Source organism: Chryseobacterium sp. JK1 (assembly GCF_050632815.1).
In the GTDB taxonomy this organism is placed as follows: Bacteria; Bacteroidota; Bacteroidia; order Flavobacteriales; family Weeksellaceae; genus Chryseobacterium.
The window spans coordinates 1,765,647-1,789,171 of record NZ_JBODRU010000001.1; the positions used below are offsets into that span (position 1 = coordinate 1,765,647).

Annotated in this window: 23 protein-coding genes and 1 pseudogene; 15 read left to right on the plus strand and 9 right to left on the minus strand. The window is 35.3% G+C overall.

The window, feature by feature from the left end; genetic code table 11:
* The first annotated feature begins 91 nt into the window (after window positions 1–91).
* From ACQ76T_RS07990 to ACQ76T_RS08045, 12 genes and pseudogenes are all read left to right on the plus strand, one after another.
* Entirely contained in the window at window positions 92–1,306 is a 1,215-nt protein-coding gene (locus ACQ76T_RS07990) for an ATP-grasp domain-containing protein (protein WP_431342782.1), read from the plus strand.
* 34 nt (window positions 1,307–1,340) lie between these two features.
* On the plus strand, window positions 1,341–2,054 hold the full coding sequence (locus tag ACQ76T_RS07995; protein ID WP_431342783.1) for an alpha/beta hydrolase-fold protein: 714 nt from the start codon (window positions 1,341–1,343) through the stop codon (window positions 2,052–2,054).
* Window positions 2,055–2,127: 73 nt separating this feature from the next.
* Entirely contained in the window at window positions 2,128–3,081 is a 954-nt protein-coding gene (locus tag ACQ76T_RS08000; RefSeq protein ID WP_431342784.1) for an ATP-grasp domain-containing protein, read from the plus strand.
* Between the two features lie 30 nt (window positions 3,082–3,111).
* Complete coding sequence (locus ACQ76T_RS08005) at window positions 3,112–4,230, plus strand: carboxylate-amine ligase (RefSeq protein ID WP_431342785.1); 1,119 nt, start codon at window positions 3,112–3,114, stop codon at window positions 4,228–4,230.
* A 33-nt stretch (window positions 4,231–4,263) separates the two neighbouring features.
* Window positions 4,264–5,097 (plus strand): type 1 glutamine amidotransferase, encoded by an 834-nt coding sequence (locus ACQ76T_RS08010; RefSeq protein ID WP_431342786.1) that lies wholly within the window; start codon window positions 4,264–4,266, stop codon window positions 5,095–5,097.
* Between the two features lie 172 nt (window positions 5,098–5,269).
* Window positions 5,270–6,454, plus strand: a complete 1,185-nt coding sequence (locus ACQ76T_RS08015) for a hypothetical protein (RefSeq protein WP_431342787.1) — start codon at window positions 5,270–5,272, stop codon at window positions 6,452–6,454.
* A gap of 151 nt (window positions 6,455–6,605) precedes the next feature.
* Complete coding sequence (locus ACQ76T_RS08020; protein ID WP_431342788.1) at window positions 6,606–6,752, plus strand: hypothetical protein; 147 nt, start codon at window positions 6,606–6,608, stop codon at window positions 6,750–6,752.
* Window positions 6,753–7,142: 390 nt separating this feature from the next.
* A complete protein-coding gene (locus ACQ76T_RS08025) occupies window positions 7,143–9,386 on the plus strand; it encodes a phage baseplate assembly protein V (protein ID WP_431342789.1) in 2,244 nt (747 codons plus the stop codon).
* Window positions 9,387–9,397: 11 nt separating this feature from the next.
* On the plus strand, window positions 9,398–9,991 hold the full coding sequence (locus ACQ76T_RS08030; RefSeq protein ID WP_431342790.1) for a T6SS effector amidase Tae4 family protein: 594 nt from the start codon (window positions 9,398–9,400) through the stop codon (window positions 9,989–9,991).
* Between the two features lie 6 nt (window positions 9,992–9,997).
* Window positions 9,998–10,456, plus strand: a complete 459-nt coding sequence (locus ACQ76T_RS08035; protein ID WP_431342791.1) for a hypothetical protein — start codon at window positions 9,998–10,000, stop codon at window positions 10,454–10,456.
* Between the two features lie 107 nt (window positions 10,457–10,563).
* Window positions 10,564–10,878 (plus strand): annotated as a pseudogene (locus tag ACQ76T_RS08040) (transposase); the annotation flags it as partial.
* Window positions 10,879–10,917: 39 nt separating this feature from the next.
* Window positions 10,918–11,370 carry a hypothetical protein gene (locus ACQ76T_RS08045; RefSeq protein ID WP_431342792.1) on the plus strand — a complete coding sequence of 151 codons (453 nt, stop codon included), beginning with the start codon at window positions 10,918–10,920 and terminating at the stop codon, window positions 11,368–11,370.
* 77 nt (window positions 11,371–11,447) lie between these two features.
* On the opposite strand, the gene cphA is transcribed toward ACQ76T_RS08045, so the two are convergent.
* Complete coding sequence (gene cphA, locus ACQ76T_RS08050) at window positions 11,448–14,078, minus strand: cyanophycin synthetase (RefSeq protein WP_431342793.1); 2,631 nt, start codon at window positions 14,076–14,078, stop codon at window positions 11,448–11,450.
* A 198-nt stretch (window positions 14,079–14,276) separates the two neighbouring features.
* On the opposite strand from cphA, the gene ACQ76T_RS08055 reads away from it, so the two are divergent.
* From ACQ76T_RS08055 to ACQ76T_RS08065, 3 genes are all read left to right on the plus strand, one after another.
* Window positions 14,277–15,167 carry a cyanophycinase gene (locus tag ACQ76T_RS08055; RefSeq protein WP_431342794.1) on the plus strand — a complete coding sequence of 297 codons (891 nt, stop codon included), beginning with the start codon at window positions 14,277–14,279 and terminating at the stop codon, window positions 15,165–15,167.
* A gap of 166 nt (window positions 15,168–15,333) precedes the next feature.
* Window positions 15,334–16,176 carry an isoaspartyl peptidase/L-asparaginase gene (locus ACQ76T_RS08060; RefSeq protein WP_431342795.1) on the plus strand — a complete coding sequence of 281 codons (843 nt, stop codon included), beginning with the start codon at window positions 15,334–15,336 and terminating at the stop codon, window positions 16,174–16,176.
* 100 nt (window positions 16,177–16,276) lie between these two features.
* The gene (locus ACQ76T_RS08065) at window positions 16,277–16,513 is read left to right on the plus strand and encodes a YtxH domain-containing protein (RefSeq protein ID WP_431342796.1); all 237 of its coding nucleotides are present in this window, start codon (window positions 16,277–16,279) and stop codon (window positions 16,511–16,513) included.
* A 100-nt stretch (window positions 16,514–16,613) separates the two neighbouring features.
* On the opposite strand, the gene ACQ76T_RS08070 is transcribed toward ACQ76T_RS08065, so the two are convergent.
* The 8 genes from ACQ76T_RS08070 to ACQ76T_RS08105 form a co-directional block, all read right to left on the minus strand.
* Window positions 16,614–17,402, minus strand: a complete 789-nt coding sequence (locus ACQ76T_RS08070) for a class I SAM-dependent methyltransferase (RefSeq protein ID WP_431342797.1) — start codon at window positions 17,400–17,402, stop codon at window positions 16,614–16,616.
* 20 nt (window positions 17,403–17,422) lie between these two features.
* The gene (locus ACQ76T_RS08075; RefSeq protein ID WP_431342798.1) at window positions 17,423–18,163 is read right to left on the minus strand and encodes a hypothetical protein; all 741 of its coding nucleotides are present in this window, start codon (window positions 18,161–18,163) and stop codon (window positions 17,423–17,425) included.
* Window positions 18,164–18,244: 81 nt separating this feature from the next.
* Window positions 18,245–19,084, minus strand: coding sequence for a PH domain-containing protein (locus ACQ76T_RS08080; RefSeq protein ID WP_431342799.1), 840 nt, complete (start codon window positions 19,082–19,084; stop codon window positions 18,245–18,247).
* A gap of 11 nt (window positions 19,085–19,095) precedes the next feature.
* A complete protein-coding gene (locus ACQ76T_RS08085; protein ID WP_431342800.1) occupies window positions 19,096–19,971 on the minus strand; it encodes a PH domain-containing protein in 876 nt (291 codons plus the stop codon).
* Window positions 19,972–19,996: 25 nt separating this feature from the next.
* Window positions 19,997–20,857, minus strand: coding sequence for a PH domain-containing protein (locus ACQ76T_RS08090; RefSeq protein ID WP_431342801.1), 861 nt, complete (start codon window positions 20,855–20,857; stop codon window positions 19,997–19,999).
* A gap of 191 nt (window positions 20,858–21,048) precedes the next feature.
* Entirely contained in the window at window positions 21,049–22,398 is a 1,350-nt protein-coding gene (gene hisS, locus ACQ76T_RS08095) for a histidine--tRNA ligase (RefSeq protein WP_431342802.1), read from the minus strand.
* A 123-nt stretch (window positions 22,399–22,521) separates the two neighbouring features.
* Complete coding sequence (locus tag ACQ76T_RS08100; RefSeq protein WP_431342803.1) at window positions 22,522–22,977, minus strand: HRDC domain-containing protein; 456 nt, start codon at window positions 22,975–22,977, stop codon at window positions 22,522–22,524.
* 14 nt (window positions 22,978–22,991) lie between these two features.
* On the minus strand, window positions 22,992–23,324 hold the full coding sequence (locus tag ACQ76T_RS08105; RefSeq protein ID WP_431342804.1) for a single-stranded DNA-binding protein: 333 nt from the start codon (window positions 23,322–23,324) through the stop codon (window positions 22,992–22,994).
* Between the last annotated feature and the right edge of the window lie 201 nt (window positions 23,325–23,525).

Genomic DNA, 23,525 nt, shown 5'->3' on the forward strand with positions numbered 1-23,525 from the left:
AAAGTACATAATATTTGATTTTTTGATATTAATAAATTAACAAATAATTAATTTTATTTTTGATAATTCACTAAAAATTAAAAAACATTATATGGAGAAGAAAACCATTGTATGCATTTCGTGCTATTACAAAGGCTATGATTTTATGGATGAGATGAAGAAACTCGGCAATAAAATCATCTTAGTCACCTCAGAAAACCTTAAAGAGAAAAACTGGCCATGGGAAGCTATTGATGAGTTTTTTTATATGCCCGAAATAAAGCCCTCAATCTGGAATCTGGAACATCTTATTCAGGGATTTTCTCATCTTATGAAAACCCGTAAAGTAGATGCTGTAGTAGCCTTAGATGATTATGATGTAGAAAAAGCAGCATTAATCCGAGAAACATTCCGCATTCCCGGAATGGGGCAAACCACTCACCGTTATTTCAGAGATAAACTGGCCATGCGCCAAAAGGCAAAAGATTCAGGAATTAACGTTCCCGAATTCACTGCCGTTTTCAATGATGATGAGGTGAATGACTTTGTGAATAAAGTTCCTGCACCCTGGGTATTGAAGCCAAGATCCGAAGCTTCCGCCTCAGGAATAAAAAAAATAACATCCAGAGAACAGCTTCATAATGCTTTAGAAACTCTTGGAGAAGAACGACATCTATTTCTACTGGAAAGCTTCAAACCCGGAGATGTTTATCATGTCGACAGTCTTACTTTTAATAAAGAAATTGCATTCACTTCAGCCTCAAAATATCTCGCTCCTCCGATGCAGGTTTCCCATGAAGGCGGAGTATTTCGCTCCAAAACTTTAGGACGATATTCTGAGGAGTTCAAGGCCCTGGAAGAAATTAATGCCAGAGTACTTTCCAATTTCGGATTGATCAATGGGGCTACCCATACAGAATTTATCCGTGGAAAAGAAGATGGAAAATGGTATTTCCTTGAAACCTCGTCAAGAGTTGGAGGGGCTCATATTCCTGATCTGGTTGAAGCCTCAAGCGGAATCAATATCTGGAGGGAGTGGGCCCGGATTGAAGATGCTCTTCTACGGGAAAATCAATACACTATTTCTCCTCCTACAGACTATTATTCAGGATTGATTGTGGCTCTGATCAAAGATAAAGAACCCGATTACAGCCATTTTGAATGTGATGAGGTTATAAAGTTTCTGCCGATTGATTATCATATAGGCATTGTATACAAATCTAATGATGCAGACATCGTGCAAACCAGATTAGATACTGCTGCAGCAAAAATACATACAGAAATGCTGAATATCCTACCTCCTAAAAGCACTAAACTAAGCAGTTAAAACATACATCACCAACACAATAAAGAAGATCGCAATGCCTCATATAGAACATACAGAGTATTATTCAAATATATTGGGAATAAGTTTAAAGGTAGAAGTGACCGGGCATTATGGTCATCCTATCATCATGTTTCCAACCTCACAAGGGCAATATACCCAAAACCATGACTTTCATCTCAACGGAAGCATCAATTGGTTTATAGAACAGGGAAAAGTAAAGCTTTATAATATTCAGACCATTGATAGCTGGAGCTTCTATGATGAAAAAATATCTCCGCAACAAAGAATACGAAACTATGAACGCTATGTACAGTTTCTCATTCAGGAATTCGTGCCTTATATTCAGAAACTTCACAAAACCCATCGTGTGGCGGTTGCAGGTGCAAGTTTTGGAGGATATCATGCTGCCAATTTTGCATTCAGATTTCCGGATGTTGTTTCTCACTTAATTTGTCTTTCGGGAGCTTTCAGTATAAGAAATTTCATGAATGGCTATTCTGATGATTTAGTTTTTTTTAACTGCCCAAGAGAATTTGTAAGAAATGATGAAGCCTGGAAGTACAAACACATGCATATTGTATTGAGCACTTCTGATCAGGACATCTGTAAAGATAAAAATATTGAAATGGCCGAAATATTAAGACTCAAAAATATTGACTTCTGGTATGATGAACGAAAATGGATTGGGCATGACTGGCCGCTATGGAGAATGGTATTTCCTACCTTCATAGGAACCTATTTCTCTTAATATCATCTAAGGGATTAATAAGAATTCGTGAGTTATAGAAAATAAAATACAGCAATTTTAAAAAACAGAAATTATGACAAAAAAAGTTGGAATTCTATTCGGTATGGAAGATACATTTCCCTGGGCATTTATAGAAAAAGTAAATGAATTGGGAGGTGGAGATATCATCGCTGAACCGGTAACCATTGATAAACTGGAACAAGGTGCAGATTATGGATACGCCGTGATCATCGACAGAATTTCGCAGGACGTTCCCTTCTACAGAGCTTATCTTAAAAATGCAGCTTTGAACGGCACATATGTAATTAACAACCCCTTTTGGTGGAGCGCAGATGAAAAGTTCTTCAACAATGCCCTGATGTCTAAACTTGGCATTCCTCTTCCAAAGACCGTATTACTGCCATCTCACGAAAGACCGGACAACACTTCTGAAACGTCTTTCAGAAATCTGAAATTCCCTCATGACTGGGAGTACATCTTCGATTATGTTGGATTCCCGGCTTATATGAAACCCCATGACGGAGGCGGATGGAAAAATGTCTACAGAGTGGAAAACCCGGACGATCTTTGGAATAAACTGGGAGAAACGGAACAGCTGGTAATGATGGTACAGGAAGAAATTATTTTTGATGACTATTACAGAGTATACTGCTTGGGAAGAAAATATGTTCACATAATGCCTTACGAACCAAGAAATGCTCCTCATTTGAGATATGCAACCACTCATCAGACAGAAGGTAAAGAACTTGAAAAGCTACTGAAAACCATTCATGATTATACCATTACAATGAATGAAGCTTTAGGATATGATTTCAATACCGTGGAATTTGCAGTAAGAGACGGTATTCCTTACGCCATAGATTTCTGTAACCCGGCTCCGGATGCAGACAAAAACTCTGTAGGAGAAGAAAATTTTGCATGGATCATAGAACACTCTGCGAAACTGGCGGTTGAAAAAGCCAAAGAATATGTTCCGGGAAAACCTAATATTACCTGGGGAACCTTTGTGAAAGATTCCATAAAATAATCATCGAAAAAAATAAAAAACACAAGAAAAATGCATCAGTTTACTATTGGAATTGAAGAAGAGTATCAGATCATCGATGTTGAAAGCAGAGATCTTGTCTCTCACGTTTCTAAAATCATTGAAGGCGGAAAAGCGGTTTTAAGTGAAAACTTAAAGCACGAAATGCACGAATCTATGATTGAAATGGAAACAGGAATCTGTCAGAATATTCAGGAAGCCAGAACAGAATTAACCAATTTAAGAAGACATCTTATCAATATTGCTCATGAACAGGGACTTCGCGTTTCCGGAGGAGGTACACATCCCTTCTCTCACTGGTCTGAAAACAATATCACACAAGGAGAAAGATATATTAAAATTGTAGACGACATGGGAGATGTAGCCCGGGAAAATCTTATTTTCGGACTTCACGTACATATCGGCATCCCCAATCGTGAAGAAGGAGTTCGAATTCAGAATGTCATGCGCTACTTCCTGCCTCACGTATATGCTCTTTCCACCAATTCTCCATTTTGGATCGGAAGATATACAGGCTTTAAATCCTACAGACAGGAGATTTTTGTGAAATTCCCAAGAACCGGTATTCCCAGCTATTTTAACTCTCTTGCTGAATTTGACAGCTATGTTGATCTTCTTGTAAAAACCGGAACCATCGACAATGCCAAGAAAATCTGGTGGGATCTGCGCGTTCACCCATTCTATCCTACTATCGAATTCAGAATATGCGATATGCCGTTAAGGATTGACGAAACAGTGTGTCTTGCGGCCATTATGCAGTGTCTTGTTGCTAAGATCTATAAGCTTCACCAACAAAACCTGAGCTTCAGAAGCTACAGAAGACTGTTGCTGAATGAAAATAAATGGCGGGCCTCTAAAAGCGGTATCGAAGCTCATTTAATTGATTTTGGAAAAGAAGAATCTGTACCCTATCCTCATTTATTAAAAGAGCTTTTGGAGTTTATTGATGATGTTGTAGATGATCTGGGATGCCGACAAGAGGTTGAATATGCCTGGAAAATTCTTGAAAACGGAACTGGTGCAGACCGTCAGCTTCAGATCTTTAAAGAAACGGGAGACCTTACCAAAGTGGTTGATTATATGATCTCTGAAACGGAATACGGAATAACGCATGGAGAAACCGCTTCGTAATATTTTTGGTAACTTTACAAAAAATATGATGTAATGAAAGATATTCGAATTGCTCTGTTGGACATGAACAACAATCATGTCAATCAAGGCTTTAGAAACATTAAAGAAATTTCTGAGGCATTTCAGCAGAGCTCTGAAGAAAATGTGATCATCAAAACTTTTGATGTAAGATTTAAAGATGAAATGCCGGAAATTGGAGACTTTGATATCTTTATTTCTTCCGGAGGTCCAGGAAATCCACACAAAGAAGGCTTTGAATGGGAAAACAAATTTTCCGGTTTTTTAGATTCTGTGTTTGAACACAATCAATATAGTGATAATAAGAAATATCTCTTTCTAATCTGCCACTCATTCCAATTAGCAAGCATCCACTGGAAACTGGGAAATATCTGCAAAAGAAAATCATACTCTTTTGGGGTAATGCCCGTTCATAAAACCAAGGAAGGTAAAAGTGAGTTTTTGTTTGAAAATCTTCAGGATCCTTTCTACGCCGTTGATTCCAGAGCATACCAATTTATAGAACCCGATACCGATCGTTTCAAAGAACTAGGTATGGAAATCATGGCGATTGAAAAATTCCGTCCTCATATCAATCTGGAAAGAGCAGTTATGGCTGTTCGTTTTTCGGAAGAGATATTTGGAACCCAGTTTCATCCGGAAGCCAACCCCGAATCTCTTATTGAAAATCTGAAAGATGAAAAAAACAGAGAAGCCATGATTGAAAATTTCGGGATGGAAAAATACCTTGAAACCATGGACAGAATAGATGATGAAGATAAAATTATCCTCACCAGAAATCAGATTCTTCCCCGATTCCTTCAGTTTGCAGTAAAAAACATTTTGAAAGAAGCTGAATCTTTGATTTAAAAAGTTAAAAGCCAGAAGAAGGATGAGAGAAGCTATTATTCTAAATATCTTTTTATTTATGAACGATAAACAAATATTTTCGTACTAGAAAGCTTCCCTCTTCCAGCTTTTAGCTTCCTTATTATAACAATCGGGCAGAAATGCTCGATTTTTTTAACATCACACCAAAAATATGATCCCAAAATACAGAAAACAATTCAATCAGGAATTTTCACAGGAAAAATACCAACAACTTAAGAATATTTTAAAGCAGAAAGGAGGCGTAGAAACAACTTTTAGAATTTCAGAAAGCCCGTTATTTCTTACCAAAGAGTTTGAAAATAAGCTCATTGAAGCAAGTGAAAGCATCATTACCCAAATTAAAAATCTTCCTGCTGAAACTCTTCAAAAAGCAGTTCCCGAAAACTGCAGAGTTCCTAATGATACAGACAAACCTCATTTCTTCACCATAGATTTCGGTATCTGTAGAAGCGAAAACGGAGAAATAGAACCTCAGTTGATAGAGCTCCAGGCATTTCCTTCATTATATGCTTTTCAAAAAACATATGAAGAAACTTTCTGTGAAGTATATCCGTTCCTTGATGCTATCAAAAATCCTATGCCTTATGAGGCTTTTACAAATTATTTAAAGGAATTGATTATTGGTGATGAACATCCTGATCATGTCATTCTTCTTGAAATTTTTCCCGAAAAACAAAAAACAGCTATTGATTTTGCTTTAACTGAAAAATTATTGGGAATAAAAACTGTTTGCCTGACAAAAGTGAAAAAACAGGGCAAAAAACTTTTCTACGAACATGATGGAAAACTGATTGAGATTAAAAGAATTTATAACCGCGTCATATTTGATGAATTGGATAATATTCCAGATCTTATAACGGAGTTTGATTTCCGCGAGGAAGTTGATGTAAAGTGGATTACCCATCCCAACTGGTTCTTTAAAATTTCAAAGTTTCTTTTGCCGTTACTAAAACATCAATTTGTTCCGAAAAGTTATTTCCTTAACGAATTCCCAGAGCAGGAAAATCTTGACAATTTTGTATTGAAACCTTTATTTTCGTTTGCAGGAAGCGGGGTAAATCTAAATCCGACAAAAGAGATTACAGAGGCTATTCAGGATAAAGAAAATTACATCTTACAAAGAAAAGTAGCTTATGAACCTATTTTTGAAGATATTAAAGGAGAATTTTCAAAAGCTGAAATCCGTTTATTATATATTTGGAGAGAAAATGATGACCGCCCTATTCTACTGGAAAATTTAGGAAGAATGACCAAAGCAGCAATGGTAAATGTAGATTTTAATAAAAAAGATGCTATTTGGATCGGAAGTTCAAATGCTTTTTTTGCTGAAGGATAAGGTATGGTCATTACGTGTAAAAAAAATTTCTCTTTACTCTTGCATTAGCATTGCCAACATTTTATTTCACACAGGAAACACAGAAAGATAAAAAATGTGATTTGCCAACAAACTATCATGAACCTACGCCGAATAGAAAAATCCAATCTTTTTGAAAAAGGTAGATGCAACGATTTCTAACCTTAGAAAACACTTTTCGATAGATAATAACTGCGACGAAAGTGACGTTGTTTTCTTCCACATTTCAGAACAAAAAGGAAATGGAATTTATGATTTATGTGTGAATGGTAAACCCTAGAAATATAAAAGGATGGGTTCTGTTTTTATGAAGGGAAACCAAAACCCTTTTGATGTAGCAAAATGATTCTGCTTACTTCAAATACCTATTTCTGCGGAAATTATTTCCTACAATCAAGAGAAACTAGCAATTGGGACTATCTTTTATTAGTCTCATTTGTTGTTTTATATGCCGCTTTTTCTTATTGCTCTATGTATGCTCCGAAATGTATTATTGATAGGCTAAAAAATCACTTTCAAAATAAAAAGTAAGCAACCAATTAAAGAAACTATCTGATTAACAATCAATCGTAGTTTTATTACAATTTCAAAACTTTAGCAAAAACTAGTTCATTTGGTATGATATTTTTACCTAATTTTAGTGATACACTATCAAACACACACAAATGTTATGGAAAAGAAAACCTCTAACTCTGAGAGAATTTCAGAGAATCACCTATCTGGTATTAACCGTGTTGTAAAATTGAACATTGTTATTAATCGTAAAACAATAAAGGGCTTTAAACACTTTCATTTATGGCAAAGTGCACGGAGACACCACCAATTTGAACTTATTCTTGCTTATGATTCTTTAGAAGAAATCCAAAACTACAATCTCGAACAGGCAAAAAAGTTTCTAGGAACAAGAATCACGGTAACTTTCAATTATAAAGACCCTCAAAACGAAAGTCCTGAAAGAAGCTTTGTAGGAGTCGTGACCAATGTGGGATTCAGTCAGGAAGAAATGAGTCTTGGAAATCTCATATTCAATGGCTATAGCCCGACCATCCTGATGGACTCGGCACCCCACACTCAAAGTTTTGGAGGAAATGGACCTGTGAATACGGGTATCATTGCCAACAGTATTATTAAAGATACATTAGGAACAAGTAATTTTGATTTCAGAGTAGATGCCAAATTCAAAGGACGTATCCATTACAGCTCTCAATATTGTGAGACCCATTATAATTACCTTTCCAGACTAGCAGAAGCCTATGGAGAGCAGTTTTACTATGATGGTGAAATCCTTCATTTCGGAAATCTTCCATCACATGAAAAACGTATTCAGCTTACCGATAAAAGCAATGTGACTAATATACGGGTAGACTTAGAAGCTATCCACACAAAACCCGAATTCTTTGGGTACAATAGCAGCAGCCATGAAAAAATGGAAAGCTTTAATAATCCTATCAAACATTTAGGAGATTTATCTTCTCAAGCTTATGAGCTCAACAACAATATTTTCAAAACACGTTCACTTATCCCAAGCCCTATTAATCCCAATATGTATTTAGATGTGAATGATTCTCAGAAGAGTGCTATGGGAAGTGCTGCTGTAGAGGTTATGAAGGTCTCAGGATATACGAGTATTCCTTTCTTATACATAGGGTGTGTGGCAGATATAGCCATGAGGAAGCCTGACACTAATAAGAGTGAGCATTTCACTACTTTGATGATTACAGAGGCTTATCACGAAGTAGATGCCAGAGGCTATTACACAGGAAGTTTTGAAGGGATAGCAGAAGGAACAGGCTTTATGCCGAAACCAGATTTTATTATTCCCAAAGCAGAGCAACAAGTAGCCACAGTAATCTCTAACATAGACCCACTAAATCAAGGAAGAATACAGGTTCGGTTTGATTGGCAGGGAATAGCTGATTCTACCTATTTTATCAGAATGATGAGTCCTGATGCAGGAGGAAGTGGTTTAATCAGCCAGAACAGAGGTTTTGTGGCTATTCCAGAAGTTGGAGATCAAGTGATGGTTGGTTTTGAATATCATCATCCCGATTTTCCTTTTGCAATGGGTGCCATGTTTCATGGAAAGATAGGTTTAGGAGGAGGCAGTGGAAACCGTATTAGGTCTATCCAATCACCTGATGGACATCGATTAGTCTTAACAGAGGGTGAAAGTATCTTACTAGCCGATAAGAAAACCAATGAAATCAAGCTTGATACTGAAGGAGGGAATTTAAATATTACTTCTCCTGGCACTATTACGATAAAAGCTAAGAATCTGAAATTTGATATTGAAGAAGATATTGATACCAAAGCAGGTAAAAATATGGATACGAATGTTGGACAGAATATCAAAATTATTGCAAGACAAGAAATAAGCCAAGACAGTGGGAAGAAAACGATTATCAATGCTGGAACCAATACTGAAATATCAGCAAAATCTCACCTAGATTTATACGGTAAAGAGAAATTTATTGGTTACACAGATGGAAAGGCTGAGTTTGGAGCAAAAGACAGAATGCATGTGTACGGAGCTAATTCACTACTCACAGCCAAAGATAAGATTGAGTATAAAGCCCCACATATGAACAAATTACCTGAAAATGGAGAGTTTGAGTATACAAGAGAGAAACAGATAGCAGCAATGTATTGGGCTTATGATGATGAAGATATTCAACTCATGGATGATTCCAAATTTTTTGTAGATATGAACCTTGTTGTTAAAACAAGGAACTACGAAGAGGGAGAAAGTATTGATGTTACTGTAAAATCGGATGATGGAGAACCATTAGCAGAAGGACTTGATAAATTAAGTTTAACAGGTACAGTAGATAAAGAAGGGATGGTAATCTTTAAAGAACCTTTAAAAAATTATGATATAAAAATATTTACTGAAGAAAAATTAGAAAACATATAAAAATCATTATCATGAATATTAACAATTTTACACCAATATTATTAGAACAACGGAGGGGCATTGTTGCCACAACTGGAAGCGGGCAGACAAGACCTGTACAAATTAAAAGACCTAGTTGGAAAAAAGTTTATGAAGGATACCCTAGAAGTGGAAATAATGATAAACCTGCAAATCTAGTTTTTTCAGAAATATTAGGAGATAGTTATGACAAGAAAATATTTGGTAATGCTTGTGCTACAAGAGTTTCTTTAGGCTTGATAAATGGAGGCATGACAGTTAAAACCGCATTTAGAATAACTAATAAGAAACATGCTTTTTTCAATAAAGGATTTCAAACTAGTGTGAGTGGTTTGTATAATTGGTTATCAAAAAAAGAAATTTGGGGAGCTGCTGATATTAAAGTTACTGGACCATCTGACATTAACACTGTAGCAAACAAAATTAATGAGGGAAGGATTAAGAACGGAGTTTATATAATTTTAGGAGGTTTTGGAGATGGAATTTCTGGACACGCAACGTTGTGGATTGGAAGCCATAGAAATGTTATTGGAGGACATGATTATGTGAGTTATGGTGGGACAGTTTATTTTTGGGAATTAAAATAATTTATCATGAAAAAAGTAATAGTATTTATAGTTGTCTTTATAATAAATTTAATAGTTGCTCAAGATAATAAAACCTTTACATCAGCCATATCAAAGCTTAAAGATGATAAAAAATCGTTTGAACAATTTACTCAACTAGGACAAATTCATTGTAAAGAATTTCGTTCTTTAAGAAAAAGTGATTTATTTACTGATAAATATTTAGCATTATTTAATTCATTGTATCCTTTTCCCAGATTAATTGATGAATCAATTCTTAAAAAGACATATATAGCATTTGAAAATAAAAATATAAAAAGTAAATGCTCGGATATTTATTCAACCAAGAATAAAGAAATAAAGACAATTTATATAAAGATTGTAAAAGATAAAAAATCCTATCATAATAATGAAGAGTATTATTTAGAAGAAGATATGAAAGATTATTTAAAAAATTATATGATGAATCCAAATCGATTTAAATAAACATATCTTGTAAAAATTATTAAAATAATATTGCAATCTTCCCCAAAAAACTAAGCATTTAAAAATATAGTTTTTTTAAATTTGGAAGAGTATGAAAAAACAGTAAATTTTCAGAAGTTCAGATCATTAAGATTCTATCTGAACAAAATCAAGGTAAAACAGTGAATGAGATTTGCCGTGAACATGGCATCAGCCAGCCGACATTTTACAAATGGAAAAGCAAATATGGCGGATTGGATGTACAGCAACTCACCAAAATGAAGGAACTCGAAAACGAACTTTCGCAGTACAAAAAAATAGTGGCTGAACTTACGTTGGAAAATCTGGGAAGAATGACCAAAGCAGCAATGGTAAATGTAGATTTTAATAAAAAAGATGCTATTTGGATCGGAAGTTTAAATGCTTTTTTTACTGAAGGATAAGGTATGGTCATTACGTGTAAAAAAAATTTCTCTTTAAAAATGATAAAAAAATTATCTGTTTCTCTTTTGATCATCGTCATAAGTCATTTTTCACAGATCAATGCACAGGAAAAAATATACTCAAAAAATGATATTGATAAGTTTGAGGTTAACAAAAAATATTATTTAGGTAAAAAAGTTAAAGATGTATTGAGTGATTTAAAAGTAGATATTCAACAGATAATTCTGGGAGGAGGTACGGAAGCCAACAATATTATTTCTATCCGATTTATTGATAAAATCAGCAATCAGGAGATAAACTTTAAACCAGCCAGAATAAACCTGTTTATTAAGGAACGTGATAATGAAACCAATAGTTTATTTCGCACAGGTACCGGTTATAAAAAAATAATTAAAAGAGATAGCGTAAGATATAAGACCAATGAAGATATCCTAAAAGAATATGAAAATCTTACAATTATAGACATTTATGCCAGTTCTGAAAAAATGTAAACTGATATATCGTAACCGTAAATAAAAGCATTGGCGGAACCTTTGGTTCCGCCAATGCTTTTTATGATTATATATCTTTATAAATTCTTATTATCTTCCAGTAGCTCTCTTGCCTGATATTCCTGCACCAGATCAATGGCATTGGAAATCACATCGCTCAAAGCAGTGATGAAAGTTCCTTCTTCAGCCATTCCCATAGCATGTTTTAAGGCTTCGATTTCTTTAGGAATAATCTCGTAGCTGACATCTTTACCTGCATCATTAATTCCGTCGATGATCAGTCCGTTAATTTCTTCTTCTGTTCTTCCACGAAGATGCTTTTCATTTCGGATAATAATGTAGTCAAACATTCTTCCGGCAATCTTTCCACATTCTCGGATATCGTTGTCTCTTCTGTCTCCAACGCCGGATATAATACCTATTTTCTTGGTAGATTCAACATTTTTCAAATAATCCTCAATTGCTTCATATCCTGAAGGGTTGTGGGCAAAGTCGATCAGAACTTTAAAATTTTTAAATTTAAAAACATTCAGTCTTCCCGGTGTCAGCTGTGCACTTGGAATAAATGTTCTCAAAGAGTTTGAAATATCTTCAATTCCAAAACCATGAAGGTAACTCGCTAAACTGGCAGCCAGTACATTTTCAATCATAAACCTTGCTTTTCCTTCCATCGTAATAGGGAAATCTTTTGCTTTTCCTATTCTGATCTTCCAATCTCCTTTTTTAATGGTCACAAAGCCTTCTTCATACACACAGGTAGTTTTGCCTTCTTTTGCAAATTTGACAATATGAGGATTGTTTTCATCCATACTGAAAATGGCGACATTGGAATCCAGATCATTGACAATCTTCATGGAATATTCATTGTCGGCATTCAATACACTCCAACCGCTTTTCTTTACACTGTCCAGAACCACTCTTTTTACTTTGGCAAGGTCTTTTAATGTATGAATATCATTCATTCCCAAATGATCTTCTTCTATATTCGTCAGAACACCAATATCACATTGTGAAAACCCAAGGCCAGAGCGGAGAATTCCTCCTCGTGCCGTTTCAAGAACAGCAAATTCTACGGTAGGATCTTTCAGAATAAACTCTGCGGAAAGAGGCCCTGTAGTATCTCCTTTGGAAAGCATTGTATTTTGAATATAAATACCATCCGAAGTTGTGAATCCCACTCTATATCCATTACTTTTCACAATATGGGAGATCAGTCTGGTTGTCGTCGTTTTTCCATTAGTTCCCGTTACTGCAATAATAGGAATGGTAAATGGTTTTCCTTGCGGATAAAGCATATCTACTACCGGTGCAGCTACATTTCTTGGCAAACCTTCACTTGGAGCCAGGTGCATTCTGAACCCCGGAGCTGCATTTACTTCAATGATAGCACCTCCGCTTTCTTTCAAAGGCTGCGTCAGGTTTTCTGCCATAATATCAATACCACAGACATCCAAACCAATAATCTTGGAAATCCTTTCTGCCATCGTAATATTTTCAGGATGCACCATATCGGTAACATCAATGGAAGTTCCTCCCGTTGAAAGATTGGCAGTAGATTTCAGATAAACCACTTCTCCTCTTTGGGGAATGGTTTCAAGTGTATAATGAAGCTTATCAAGCAGTTCAAGAGTGTCTTTATCTACTTCAATCTCAGTAAGAACATTTTCATGTCCGTACCCCCTCCTTGGATCTTTATTTTCTTTTTCAATAAGCTGTTGAAGATTATGCTCTCCATCCCCTACAACATGAGCAGGAACCCTTCTTGCAGCGGCAACCATTTTATTATCAATCACCAAAACACGGAAGTCATAACCGGTAATATATTTTTCAACAATTACTTTTCTGGAGTACTTTTGTGCATGTTCCAGGCCTATTTTGGCAGATTCCCAATCATTAACATTAATGGAAGATCCTTTTCCATGATTCCCATCCAAAGGCTTCAATACAATAGGATAATTGATCTTCCTTATTACATTATTCAGATCTTCTTCATCTACCACAAGGTCGCCAATAGGAACCGGAATGGCAGCATCATGAAGCATTCTTTTGGTCAGTTCTTTATTACAGGCAATATCCACAGCAATGGAACTTGTTTTTCCGGTAATCGTAGCCTGAAACCTCTGCTGATTCACCCCATATCCAAGCTGTACCAACGAATTGGTTCCAAGTCTTATCCATGGAATTCTTCTGGAAGCCGCCTCTTCAACAATACTTCCTGTAGATGGTCCCAGACGAACACGTTCTCTGATTTCTTTTAATTTATGAATACAGGCATTTAAGTCATAATCTCTTTCCTCAATCAGTGCTTCTGCAATTTTGACTGATTCTTCAGCAGCATAAATCCCTGCATTTTCTTCAATATAATTAAACACTACATTATATACTCCCGGAGATTTTGTTTCACGAGTCCTTCCAAATCCTACATCCATTCCCGCCAGGGTCTGGATTTCTAAAGCAATATGCTCAATGACATGGCCCATCCAGGTTCCCGTTTCTACCCGGTGGAAAAAACCTCCTTCCACTCCTTCTGAACATCGATGGGTAATCAATGAAGGGATTAATTTTTCAATCCTTTCCCTGAATCCCTCGATTTTATTGGTAGGATAATTTTCCATTTCTTCAAGGTCTAATCTCATCTGTATCAGTTTCTTTCTTCTGATACTCCAGATATTAGGACCTCGTAGTGCCTGAATCTTTTCGATTTTCATAGTCTATTGGCATTTAAACAGTTAATAAAAACACATTGTATAGCCAAAGATAATGTAAAACCCTAAACAAAACCATACCACGTTTAAAGATTTATTAAAAAAATATTAATTTTTATTCACATTTATAAATGGTTAAAAATCAATGAAAGATGCCACAAAAATCGTCCAATAATGTTAATTATTTTTTAATTTTGTACCATGACAAAACCTGTTGGAAAATTAATAGTGATTGGAGGGGCTGTAAACAAGGGTAGTTTTGCAGAAACCGATTATGATCAGAATATAGAAAAGAATCTTAACTTTTTTGAGCGTGGGATCTTGCGAAAGATCATTAACGAATCGAAACATAAGGAAAACTCTGTGATTGAAATTGTAACAACAGCTTCTCAAATTCCACAAATTGTAGGTTCAGAATACAAAAAAGCATTTGAATTTCTGGGTGCTAAAAATGTCAACATTCTTGATATACACAATCGTGAGGAAGCGAACTCTGATGCCATGGTAGCCAGAGCCAACGCTGCTGATGTGATGATGTTTACCGGCGGAGACCAATTAAGGCTGACATCCATACTGGGAGGAACAAGGTTTCACGATACCATATTATTAAAGTATCAGGAACAGGATTTTATCTATTCCGGGACTTCTGCAGGTGCCGCGGCAGCTTCTGAGAATATGATTTACCAGGGAAGCAGTTCTGAAGCTCTTCTAAAAGGTGAAATCAAAACAACACAAGGCTTGGGTCTTATAGATAATGTAATTATAGATACCCATTTCGTACAGCGAGGCAGAATCGGTCGCCTTTTCCAAGCAGTGGTCAACAATCCAAGAACTCTTGGAATTGGTCTTGGAGAAGACACAGGACTTTTTATTCATAATGATGTGATGACTGCTGTAGGCTCAGGGCTTGTGATTCTGGTTGACGGAAGGTTTATAAAAGATACCAATCTAACAAACATTAATCTTGGGGAACCTATTTCTATTGATAATCTAACCGTTCACGTAATGTCTATGAATGATCATTATGACTTAACAACCAAAGTATTGACAATTGAAAATTCTCAATTTAATCCGATACCACAGGATAAATAATTTTTTGATCGTTTATAATTCAAAAATATCTTTTCTAACTATAAAAATGAAACTACGGTTTCATTTTTTTTGTTTAAAATAGTTGGCTATTTTTAAATAGAAATGTTAGAGTTAATTAAAATTTATCAATTACCTTCGTAAAGAATATCAATTATTATTTATTTTTATGAAAATCATCATCCACGGAGGCTTTTTCTCAGAAAGCGGCCAAAGCCATGAAATAAAAACGGCAAAACAAAATTCTTTACAAGAAATTGCTCAAAAAGCATTTGAATATCTCCAAACTCACTCTGCGTTTGAAACAGCAGCGTATGCAGTATCCCTTTTAGAAGACGATCCTTTATATAATGCCGGAATTGGTTCGCAAATCCAGAGTGACGGTGTCATTCGAATGAGTGCTGCTATTATGGATGGTGAAACCCAAAAGTTAAGTGGTGTCATTAATATTCAGGAGGTAAAGAACCCTGTCTTAGTGGCTAAAAACCTCATCAGTGAAGACGACAGAGTTCTGGGAGGACAGGGAGCCAAAAACTATGCGACAGACCATGGATTTGAAAATTTCTCTACCGAAATTCCACAAAGAAGAGATGAATACGAAGCCAAACTCCATAATGGAGGCAAAGGAACCGTAGGTTGTGTGGCAATGGATAAGGAAGGCAGACTAGCAGTAGCGACTTCTACAGGCGGAAAAGGCTTTGAGATTCCGGGAAGGATTTCAGATTCGGCTACCGTGGCAGGAAATTATGCCAATGCATTCTGTGCTGTCAGTTGTACAGGAGTGGGAGAAGATATTGTCAGCAATGCTACTGCTGCTAAAATTGTCACCAGAGTAACAGACGGAATGAGTCTTGAGAAAGCGTTTAATAAGACTTTTGAAGAGCTAAAAGTGATTGATGGGTTTGCCGGAGCCATCGCTATTGATAAAGAAGGAAATATGTATCATCAAGATTCCCATCCTACTATGGTCTTCGCCAGTTTTGACGGGGAAAATTTCGAGGTATTTTCTTAAATTTAACATTTTTTTATATTTCCATTCATTTTTTTGGCACGTATTTTACATATGTATTAATAACAAATTTTAATATTAATACCTTAAAAAAATAGAAATCATGGGAAACAAGACAAAAGGCTTATTGGCTTTATTAGGTTTAGGTGCTTTAGCATATTGGAAATATAAGAATTCAAGTGCTGAAGATCAGCAAGCAGTAAAAGATAAAATAAACACCGCAAAAGATAATTTGAACAAATGGGGAAACGATCTTAAAAGCAAGGCTAATGATGTCGCTTCTCAGGTTCAGAATAAAGTAGACGAAGTAAAGACAAAAGCTGAAGATTCTTTAAGCTAAATACAGACAGTTTTTTTTAACATTCATATATAGGAAAAGTCATCGTAATATTTACGATGACTTTTTTGATTTTCTATTTATTGTATTTAAAAAACAACTATTATTTGCCTGCAACCAGTCCGTAAACCAGTGGAATTTTATTTCCAAACTGCGGAATTCGCCATTTTCCCTTTTCAAATTCTTCTACATGTCTGAAAGATGGATATGGCGACCAGTCAAACTCCCGAAATATTTCCAGTTTCATTTCTTTTTTTATCAGATTATCAAGAACTTCAGCCAAGGAATGATTCCACATCACATATTCCTGCACAATAGGCGCAGACTGATCGGCATAGGTTCCTTCATACGTTTCCACGATAGGTTTTTCATTAAAATAATGATAGGCAACTTTTGTAAAATCATCATCAAATATCCAGACTACAGGGTGAAATTCAGCCATAATGAAACGTCCGCCGGGTTTTAGGAAATGATCGATCACTGCAGCCCATTTTTCAAGGTCCGGAAGCCAGCCGATTGTACCATAGCTTGTATAGACAATATCAAAATTCTGATCTAAAACATTGGGCAGATTATAGACGTCTGAACAGATAAATTCTGTGTCTGTGCTGCATTTTTGTGCCAAATCTCTAGCCGCTTCTATTGCTTTGTCGGAAAGATCTATTCCCGTAACTCTTGCTCCCATTCTTGAAAGTGAGATAGAATCCTGACCAAAATGACACTGTAAGTGCAGAATGCTCTTCCCTTTTATATCTCCTAACAACTCCAATTCTATGGAATTGAGTGAAGTTCTTCCTTTCAAAAACTCATCTACAAAGTAAAAATCTGACTTCAGATGGGGTTCTACCTTTGCGTTCCAGGAGTTTTTATTTATTTCCAGATAATTTTTCATTTTTGGGGTGTTTAAATAGTTTAATCTCCCTGAATAATATAATTTTTAGACATCAGTTTCCTTTCAGGTTGAGCAGAGTCATCCGGTTGAAACCAAACTTCAACACGACTTCCGTAATAATCTCCCCAACTTCCTTCTTTCACCGTAAAATCTTTCTCATCACTTGAAAATTCTCTCAGTTCATCATTAGGATTGAAAACTTCCCTTATGGATTGTTTCTTTATTTCATTTTCGGAAAGAATTCTATTGGTATTAAAATCATATACTTTTAAATAAACTTTCCCTTTTTCTATTTTGTTAAGAAAAACGTCGTATTTATAAGAACCGGGCTGTAAATAGTCATACAAAAGTATGTCCGGCTGGGTCACTTGAACCAACTGCTTATCACGATTCGGATATATCTTTAAAGGCATTGAAAACTTGGTATTGCTCGGATTCTTGATATCATTATTATAAGGCTTATAAGGACTTTTTGGCGGACAATAAACAAATAAAGCTCCCACTATAAAAAATACAACCACACTGAAGATACATTGTAAAATACCATTTTTGAATTCATCTTTCTGAAACAGTCTGGAAATCCCAAGAATAAAGCCCAAAGCAATGACTAAAAATGGGAGAATTGAGAAAAAATTCCATGTAAAACTACTGATGGGCAAAATAAGAATAAGCAACCAGCAGAAAAGGCCAAAAAATAATGCAATAAAGGATGTGAAATACCATCTCCAATTGAATGCTCTAAAAATTATTTCTTTTATCATAATGATCTATAGTTTTTTAGCTAATCTGTTGTTTTTATAGGTATTTCATATCATTTCCTATTAAAACTTTAAAAAAGTATTCTATCCTAATTGTTCCAGTAGTTTCTTTTTCTGTTCTGTAAATTCAGCATCTGTTAAAATACCATTTTCTCTTAATCTTCCTAATTGTTCAAGCTGTTCAAAGATATCTTCTGAGGTTTTGCCTTTTACCTCAACCCCTTGCTGCTTAATCTGAACTGCAGGAACATTATAAATTACTTTTATGATATCATAGAATTTTTCTGCATCTTCTTTATCCATATAACATTCAAACTCTACGACTCTTTCATCCAGGTGAAGCTTAATAATCGGAGACCTGGGATCTGTCACAAAACTTACCGATTTGATTGTTTCATTAGGATAAGTATTGATTTTTGCAGAGCCAAACATTGATTTTGATACAGAAAGCATTCTTAAAGGAGTTGCAATGAGTACTCCGGCATCTAAAGTATTCATAAACTGAGCGTCTGTGATGGCCAGTATTTTTTCATCTTCAGAAATTAAATAAGGAAGTTCTTTGATCTCTCCTTTGGTAAAAACTGAAAGACTGGCGTTCAGTTTTTCCAATTCATATTTTATTTTCCTTTTTCTGATTTTATAAACTTCATTTGAAATATTCCTTGATTCGAAGTTTACAGAAACAGGAAGATTCTCCTGCTCTTTTACCAAGTTCTGTTCAGGTTCCGTTTTTCCATTTTGCAGAAGATGGTGAATATCATCAATAGTGAAATTATTGAGATTATATAGCAATTCCTGATTGATATGACTTATTTTGTCTAAACATTTATTGCATAAAATATTTCCATCAGAGAGCTTATTTGCTCCCAAAAGTGTATCCATGGAGGTTAATTCCGCATTACATAACGAACAATTGTTATTCATCCTTTTTAGTATTATAATTTATCCAATAGTTTTTTTTTCTGTTCCGCAAACTCTTCATCGGTCAGAATACCGTTTTCTCTCAGTTTACCTAATTTTTCCAGCTTATCAAAAATAACTGACGGATCTTCTTTTTTTATGAAGACCTGTTGTGGCTTCTCAATGTCTTTTACATGGGAAATCTCCGGCTCTAGTCTCTCCTGATTCTGCAGACTGTATATATTGCCCTGTACTGCATCATAAAAAGTCTTCGCTGCATTTCTGTTATACAGTTTGAACTCCGCTTTTGAGCCATTCGTAAAAAGCTTTAATTCAGAGGAAAGCAGTCCGTTACTATGCTGTATAGAAGTAATTTCATGGTGCAGAAATTCATTTTCAGAAACGCCACCAAAAAACTTTTTATCTACAAAAACAATTCTGTTCTGCGTAGAAACCAAAATTCCTTCAAGATTGTTATACAAATATTTTCCTTCGGCAATGGCAATAATCTTTTCACTTTTTTCAAGCACATTAACGAGCTCTTTCACCTCGCTGTTTACAAAAATACTGAGGTTGGAGTCCAACGCGGCAATTTGCCCTTTGATCTCCTCAAGTCTGGTGGGTGTTTCTATAGTATAGCCGGCCTGAACACGCTGAGAAACCTCAGCAGCCAATCCAGGGGTCGGAATATCTGCTTCTGCAGGCTCTTCTTCCATACTGCCGTGTAATACAATATCTCTTATATGTACCAGACTATAACTGGCAAGATCTGATACCAATTCTTTATTTATATTAGTTGCTTTATTAAGACATTTATTGCACAAAGTCCCTCCATCGGAGAGTTTATTTTCTCCTAACAGCGTGTCCATTGACGTTAATGGCAATCCACATAGAGCACAATCTGTGTTCATTTTTAATTTTGTGTGTTTTTATTTTTTAAAGTTTTTCCAGCAGTTTTTTCTTTTGTTCGGAAAATTCTGTATCTGTCAGAATACCCATTTCTTTAAGTTTGCCAAGTTTTTCCAACTGTTCAAAAATTGTCGAAGGGTCTTCACTTCCTGTAGTGAAAACGTTTTCCTGAACCAAGTCTGGAATGGTTTGAGTAAATGCCTGCAATGATATAGAATCCTGACTGGAAGACCTTACAGTATCATTGTAATTTCGATTAAGAATATTTGTGAAAGCTCTTGCATCATTTTTAGTATGCAGTTTAAATTCTGCAGTTCCCCTATTGGTATTGATTTTCAATATGGAGTACAAAAGATTTTCAACATGATCAATAGAAGAAATGTTCTGAAGTGAGAATTCATTCTTTACAACTCCGCCCAGAAACTTCTTATCAATAAAAGCAAGCCTCTTTTGTGTTGAAAAAATAATTCCTTCTCTTTTACTCTGAAGATCTATTCCTTCTGCAATTGCATAAAGTTTCTCATCTCTGTCCAAAATATTAGCAAGTTCCTTCACTTCTTCATTGGCTAGCACACTGAGTCTTGCCTTAAGGGCCACAATCTGATCTTTGATTTCGTCCATTCTTGTTGGAGCATCGTATTGATAAGTATTTCCTGTATAGGAAGAATCATTTTGAGTTTGGCCTGCGTCAATTTTACTTTTCAGAAACATTCCTGTAATTTCTGCAAAGTAAAACTGATCCAGAGTATGAAGAAGATCCCTGTTAATATTGACCGCTTTGGTAAAACACCCCGTACACAAATATCCACCATCTGCCAGTCTATTTTTCCCTACCAGCATATCTGTAGACGTGAGAGCACTACCGCATAATGCACAAATAGTATTCATTTGGTTTTTATGTTTAAAAGTTTTTATTGATTTTAGAGAAAATACTTCCCTGTTTTATAACATCGACTCCAAATTACAAATTTTGAATCGAATGTAGACTTAAAAAATATTTAAATCTTGTCATCCATCAAATAAATCATCCACAAAAATTACTTTTGTGGATGATTTATTTTTAACCTATGGATATATGATTACCCTAGGAATTCTTCTAAAGAAACAGTTCTCTGTTCTCCAGCTTCAAGATCTTTATAGGTAACTGTATTATTTTTAATTTCTTCCTCCCCCAGAAAAACAAGATTCTTAATACCTTTCTTTTCTGCATAGGTAAACTGCTTGTTGATCTTTGAGTTTTCAGGATATAGTTCTGCGGAAACACCTTTTGCTCTTAGCTTCATGATCAACTTTAAAGCTTCCGTAATTCCTTCTCCTCCGAAATTAGCAAAAAGATATTCTATTTTAGAAGAAGCTTCTTCAGGGAAAAGGTTCAGTTCTTCCATTACCAGATAGATTCTATCAAGTCCGAATGAAATTCCGATTCCCGGAATATTTTTCACTCCAAAAACTTCAGTCAGGTTATCGTATCTACCGCCCCCGCCGATGGAACCCATAGCAACCTCATCCGCTTTCACTTCAAAGATAGCTCCGGTATAATAATCAAGTCCTCTCGCTAAGGTAATATTGAAAACTAAGTTCTGCATATCAACCCCAAGGTTCAGAGATTGTGTAAGAACAAATTCCAGTTCTTCTACTCCTTTAAGTCCGATTTCGTTACCCGCAAACTTTTCTTTCAGTTGAAGAAGGTTTTCTAATGCATCATCAGACTGTTCGAACAGGAAGTCTAGTTTATCAATAGATTCCTGAGAAATTTCTCTTTCCAGTAATTCTTTAACAACGCCGTCTTTTCCAATTTTGTCAAGTTTATCCAAAGCCACAGTGAAGTCAATCAGTTTATCTGTGATTCCTGCATACTCAGCTAATCCTGAAAGAATTTTTCGGTTGTTCATATGAATGGTTACAGGAACTTTCAGGTCAGAAAATGACTTTAAATACAACTGAACCAACTCTACTTCCTGCAATAAGCTTTCACTTCCTACAACATCTGCATCGCACTGATAGAACTCTCTGAATCTTCCTTTCTGAGGTCTGTCTGCTCTCCAAACCGGCTGAATCTGATAACGTTTAAAAGGAAATGTCAGTTTCCCATGATTCATTGCTACAAATCTTGCAAAAGGTACAGTAAGATCATAACGAAGGGCTTTATCTGAAATTTGTGAAGTAAGTTTCTGATGGTTTTTATTTTCCCAATCTTCCGGATTTACTTTTGAGGTGTAATCTCCAGAATTTAAAATCTTAAAAATCAAACGGTCTCCTTCTTCTCCGTATTTCCCTGTCAACGTAGAAAGATTTTCAAAGCTTGGAGTTTCTAATGGTTGAAATCCGAATAATTCAAAATTATTCTGTAAAATAGTAATGATATATTTTCTTCTGGAAACTTCCTGTGCAGTAAAATCTCTCGTTCCTTTTGCTAAACTTGGCTTCATTTCTTGTATGTCATTTTGATAAATGCAAAAGTACGGAATTGAACGGAATTTCACACAGCATAAAAAGCTGAAGCCATAATCTTCTTCAGCTTTCGCTGTTCTATGATCATTTAATCTGAAAAATCAGACACTATCCAGGATCTCCAGAATTTCTTCACCATAATTTTCAATCTTGTGCTTTCCGAATCCTTTAATCTCAAGCAGTTCTTCTTTTTTTGCAGGTTTATACCTTGCTACAGACATCAGCTCCTTGTTACTGGCAATAAAGTAAGTAGGTAGATTTTGTTCTCTTGCTTTCTCTGATCTCCATATTTTCAGAGCATTGAGAATTTTTTCTTCATTAAAGTTTAAAAAGTCATTCTCTGCAGAGTATTTAACTGCCTTTGGTTCTTTTACTGTATTTTTGATTTCTTTTACATCTTCAAAATACAGAATAACAGACCAATACCGTTCTTCACTTACAAAAGCTGTTTCTACTTTCATAATTTCGTGTGCTTCCAGAAAATTATCCAACATTTCCTGATCTTTGTAGAGGAATTCTTCGGGAATCCTTATTTTAAAAACTTTTACTTTCATCATTTGTGTTTTTAGAATCATTTTCCTCCTAATAACAGGATTTCATCAACCCGTATTTCTGTAATATACCGCTTCACCCCATCTTTATCATCATATGATCTGTAGGTAAGCTTTCCTTCTATGGCAATTTCTTTTCCTTTGGGAACGTATTTTTCAAAGATCTCTGCAGTCTTCCCAAAGGCAATCAGATTGTGCCATTGTGTTTCTTCTACTTTTTCACCTTTAGCATTCGTGTAATGATCGCTTGTTGCTAATGAAACACTTGCTTTTATATTTCCGTTTTCGAAGTTTACGATTTCAACTTCTTTTCCTGTATAACCTATCAGGGTTACTTTGTTTCTTAGTGACATAACTTTTAGATTTTAAATGTTAATAATTAGATAAGAGACGTTCACTGCTTTCTCAAATCTCTGTTGCAAAGATTCATTACCTGAGAAGCTTTAGTCGGTGATAAACTATTTAAATTCGTTTGTAGTCGTTTGTAGTCGGATATTAAATGGTAAAAAATGAACTCAAAAAAACAATTCATCAGAATAAAAGAATAGATCAAG

Bases quoted from the DNA above. Each gene is read 5' to 3' on its own strand.
- ACQ76T_RS07990 (WP_431342782.1), top strand. From the start codon at position 92: ATGGAGAAGAAAACCATTGTATGCATTTCGTGCTATTACAAAGGCTAT.
- ACQ76T_RS07995 (WP_431342783.1), top strand. From the start codon at position 1,341: ATGCCTCATATAGAACATACAGAGTATTATTCAAATATATTGGGAATA.
- ACQ76T_RS08000 (WP_431342784.1), top strand. From the start codon at position 2,128: ATGACAAAAAAAGTTGGAATTCTATTCGGTATGGAAGATACATTTCCC.
- ACQ76T_RS08005 (WP_431342785.1), top strand. From the start codon at position 3,112: ATGCATCAGTTTACTATTGGAATTGAAGAAGAGTATCAGATCATCGAT.
- ACQ76T_RS08010 (WP_431342786.1), top strand. From the start codon at position 4,264: ATGAAAGATATTCGAATTGCTCTGTTGGACATGAACAACAATCATGTC.
- ACQ76T_RS08015 (WP_431342787.1), top strand. From the start codon at position 5,270: ATGATCCCAAAATACAGAAAACAATTCAATCAGGAATTTTCACAGGAA.
- ACQ76T_RS08025 (WP_431342789.1), top strand. From the start codon at position 7,143: ATGGAAAAGAAAACCTCTAACTCTGAGAGAATTTCAGAGAATCACCTA.
- ACQ76T_RS08030 (WP_431342790.1), top strand. From the start codon at position 9,398: ATGAATATTAACAATTTTACACCAATATTATTAGAACAACGGAGGGGC.
- ACQ76T_RS08035 (WP_431342791.1), top strand. From the start codon at position 9,998: ATGAAAAAAGTAATAGTATTTATAGTTGTCTTTATAATAAATTTAATA.
- ACQ76T_RS08045 (WP_431342792.1), top strand. From the start codon at position 10,918: ATGATAAAAAAATTATCTGTTTCTCTTTTGATCATCGTCATAAGTCAT.
- cphA (WP_431342793.1), bottom strand. From the start codon at position 14,078: ATGAAAATCGAAAAGATTCAGGCACTACGAGGTCCTAATATCTGGAGT.
- ACQ76T_RS08055 (WP_431342794.1), top strand. From the start codon at position 14,277: ATGACAAAACCTGTTGGAAAATTAATAGTGATTGGAGGGGCTGTAAAC.
- ACQ76T_RS08060 (WP_431342795.1), top strand. From the start codon at position 15,334: ATGAAAATCATCATCCACGGAGGCTTTTTCTCAGAAAGCGGCCAAAGC.
- ACQ76T_RS08065 (WP_431342796.1), top strand. From the start codon at position 16,277: ATGGGAAACAAGACAAAAGGCTTATTGGCTTTATTAGGTTTAGGTGCT.
- ACQ76T_RS08070 (WP_431342797.1), bottom strand. From the start codon at position 17,402: ATGAAAAATTATCTGGAAATAAATAAAAACTCCTGGAACGCAAAGGTA.
- ACQ76T_RS08075 (WP_431342798.1), bottom strand. From the start codon at position 18,163: ATGATAAAAGAAATAATTTTTAGAGCATTCAATTGGAGATGGTATTTC.
- ACQ76T_RS08080 (WP_431342799.1), bottom strand. From the start codon at position 19,084: ATGAATAACAATTGTTCGTTATGTAATGCGGAATTAACCTCCATGGAT.
- ACQ76T_RS08085 (WP_431342800.1), bottom strand. From the start codon at position 19,971: ATGAACACAGATTGTGCTCTATGTGGATTGCCATTAACGTCAATGGAC.
- ACQ76T_RS08090 (WP_431342801.1), bottom strand. From the start codon at position 20,857: ATGAATACTATTTGTGCATTATGCGGTAGTGCTCTCACGTCTACAGAT.
- hisS (WP_431342802.1), bottom strand. From the start codon at position 22,398: ATGAAGCCAAGTTTAGCAAAAGGAACGAGAGATTTTACTGCACAGGAA.
- ACQ76T_RS08100 (WP_431342803.1), bottom strand. From the start codon at position 22,977: ATGATGAAAGTAAAAGTTTTTAAAATAAGGATTCCCGAAGAATTCCTC.
- ACQ76T_RS08105 (WP_431342804.1), bottom strand. From the start codon at position 23,324: ATGTCACTAAGAAACAAAGTAACCCTGATAGGTTATACAGGAAAAGAA.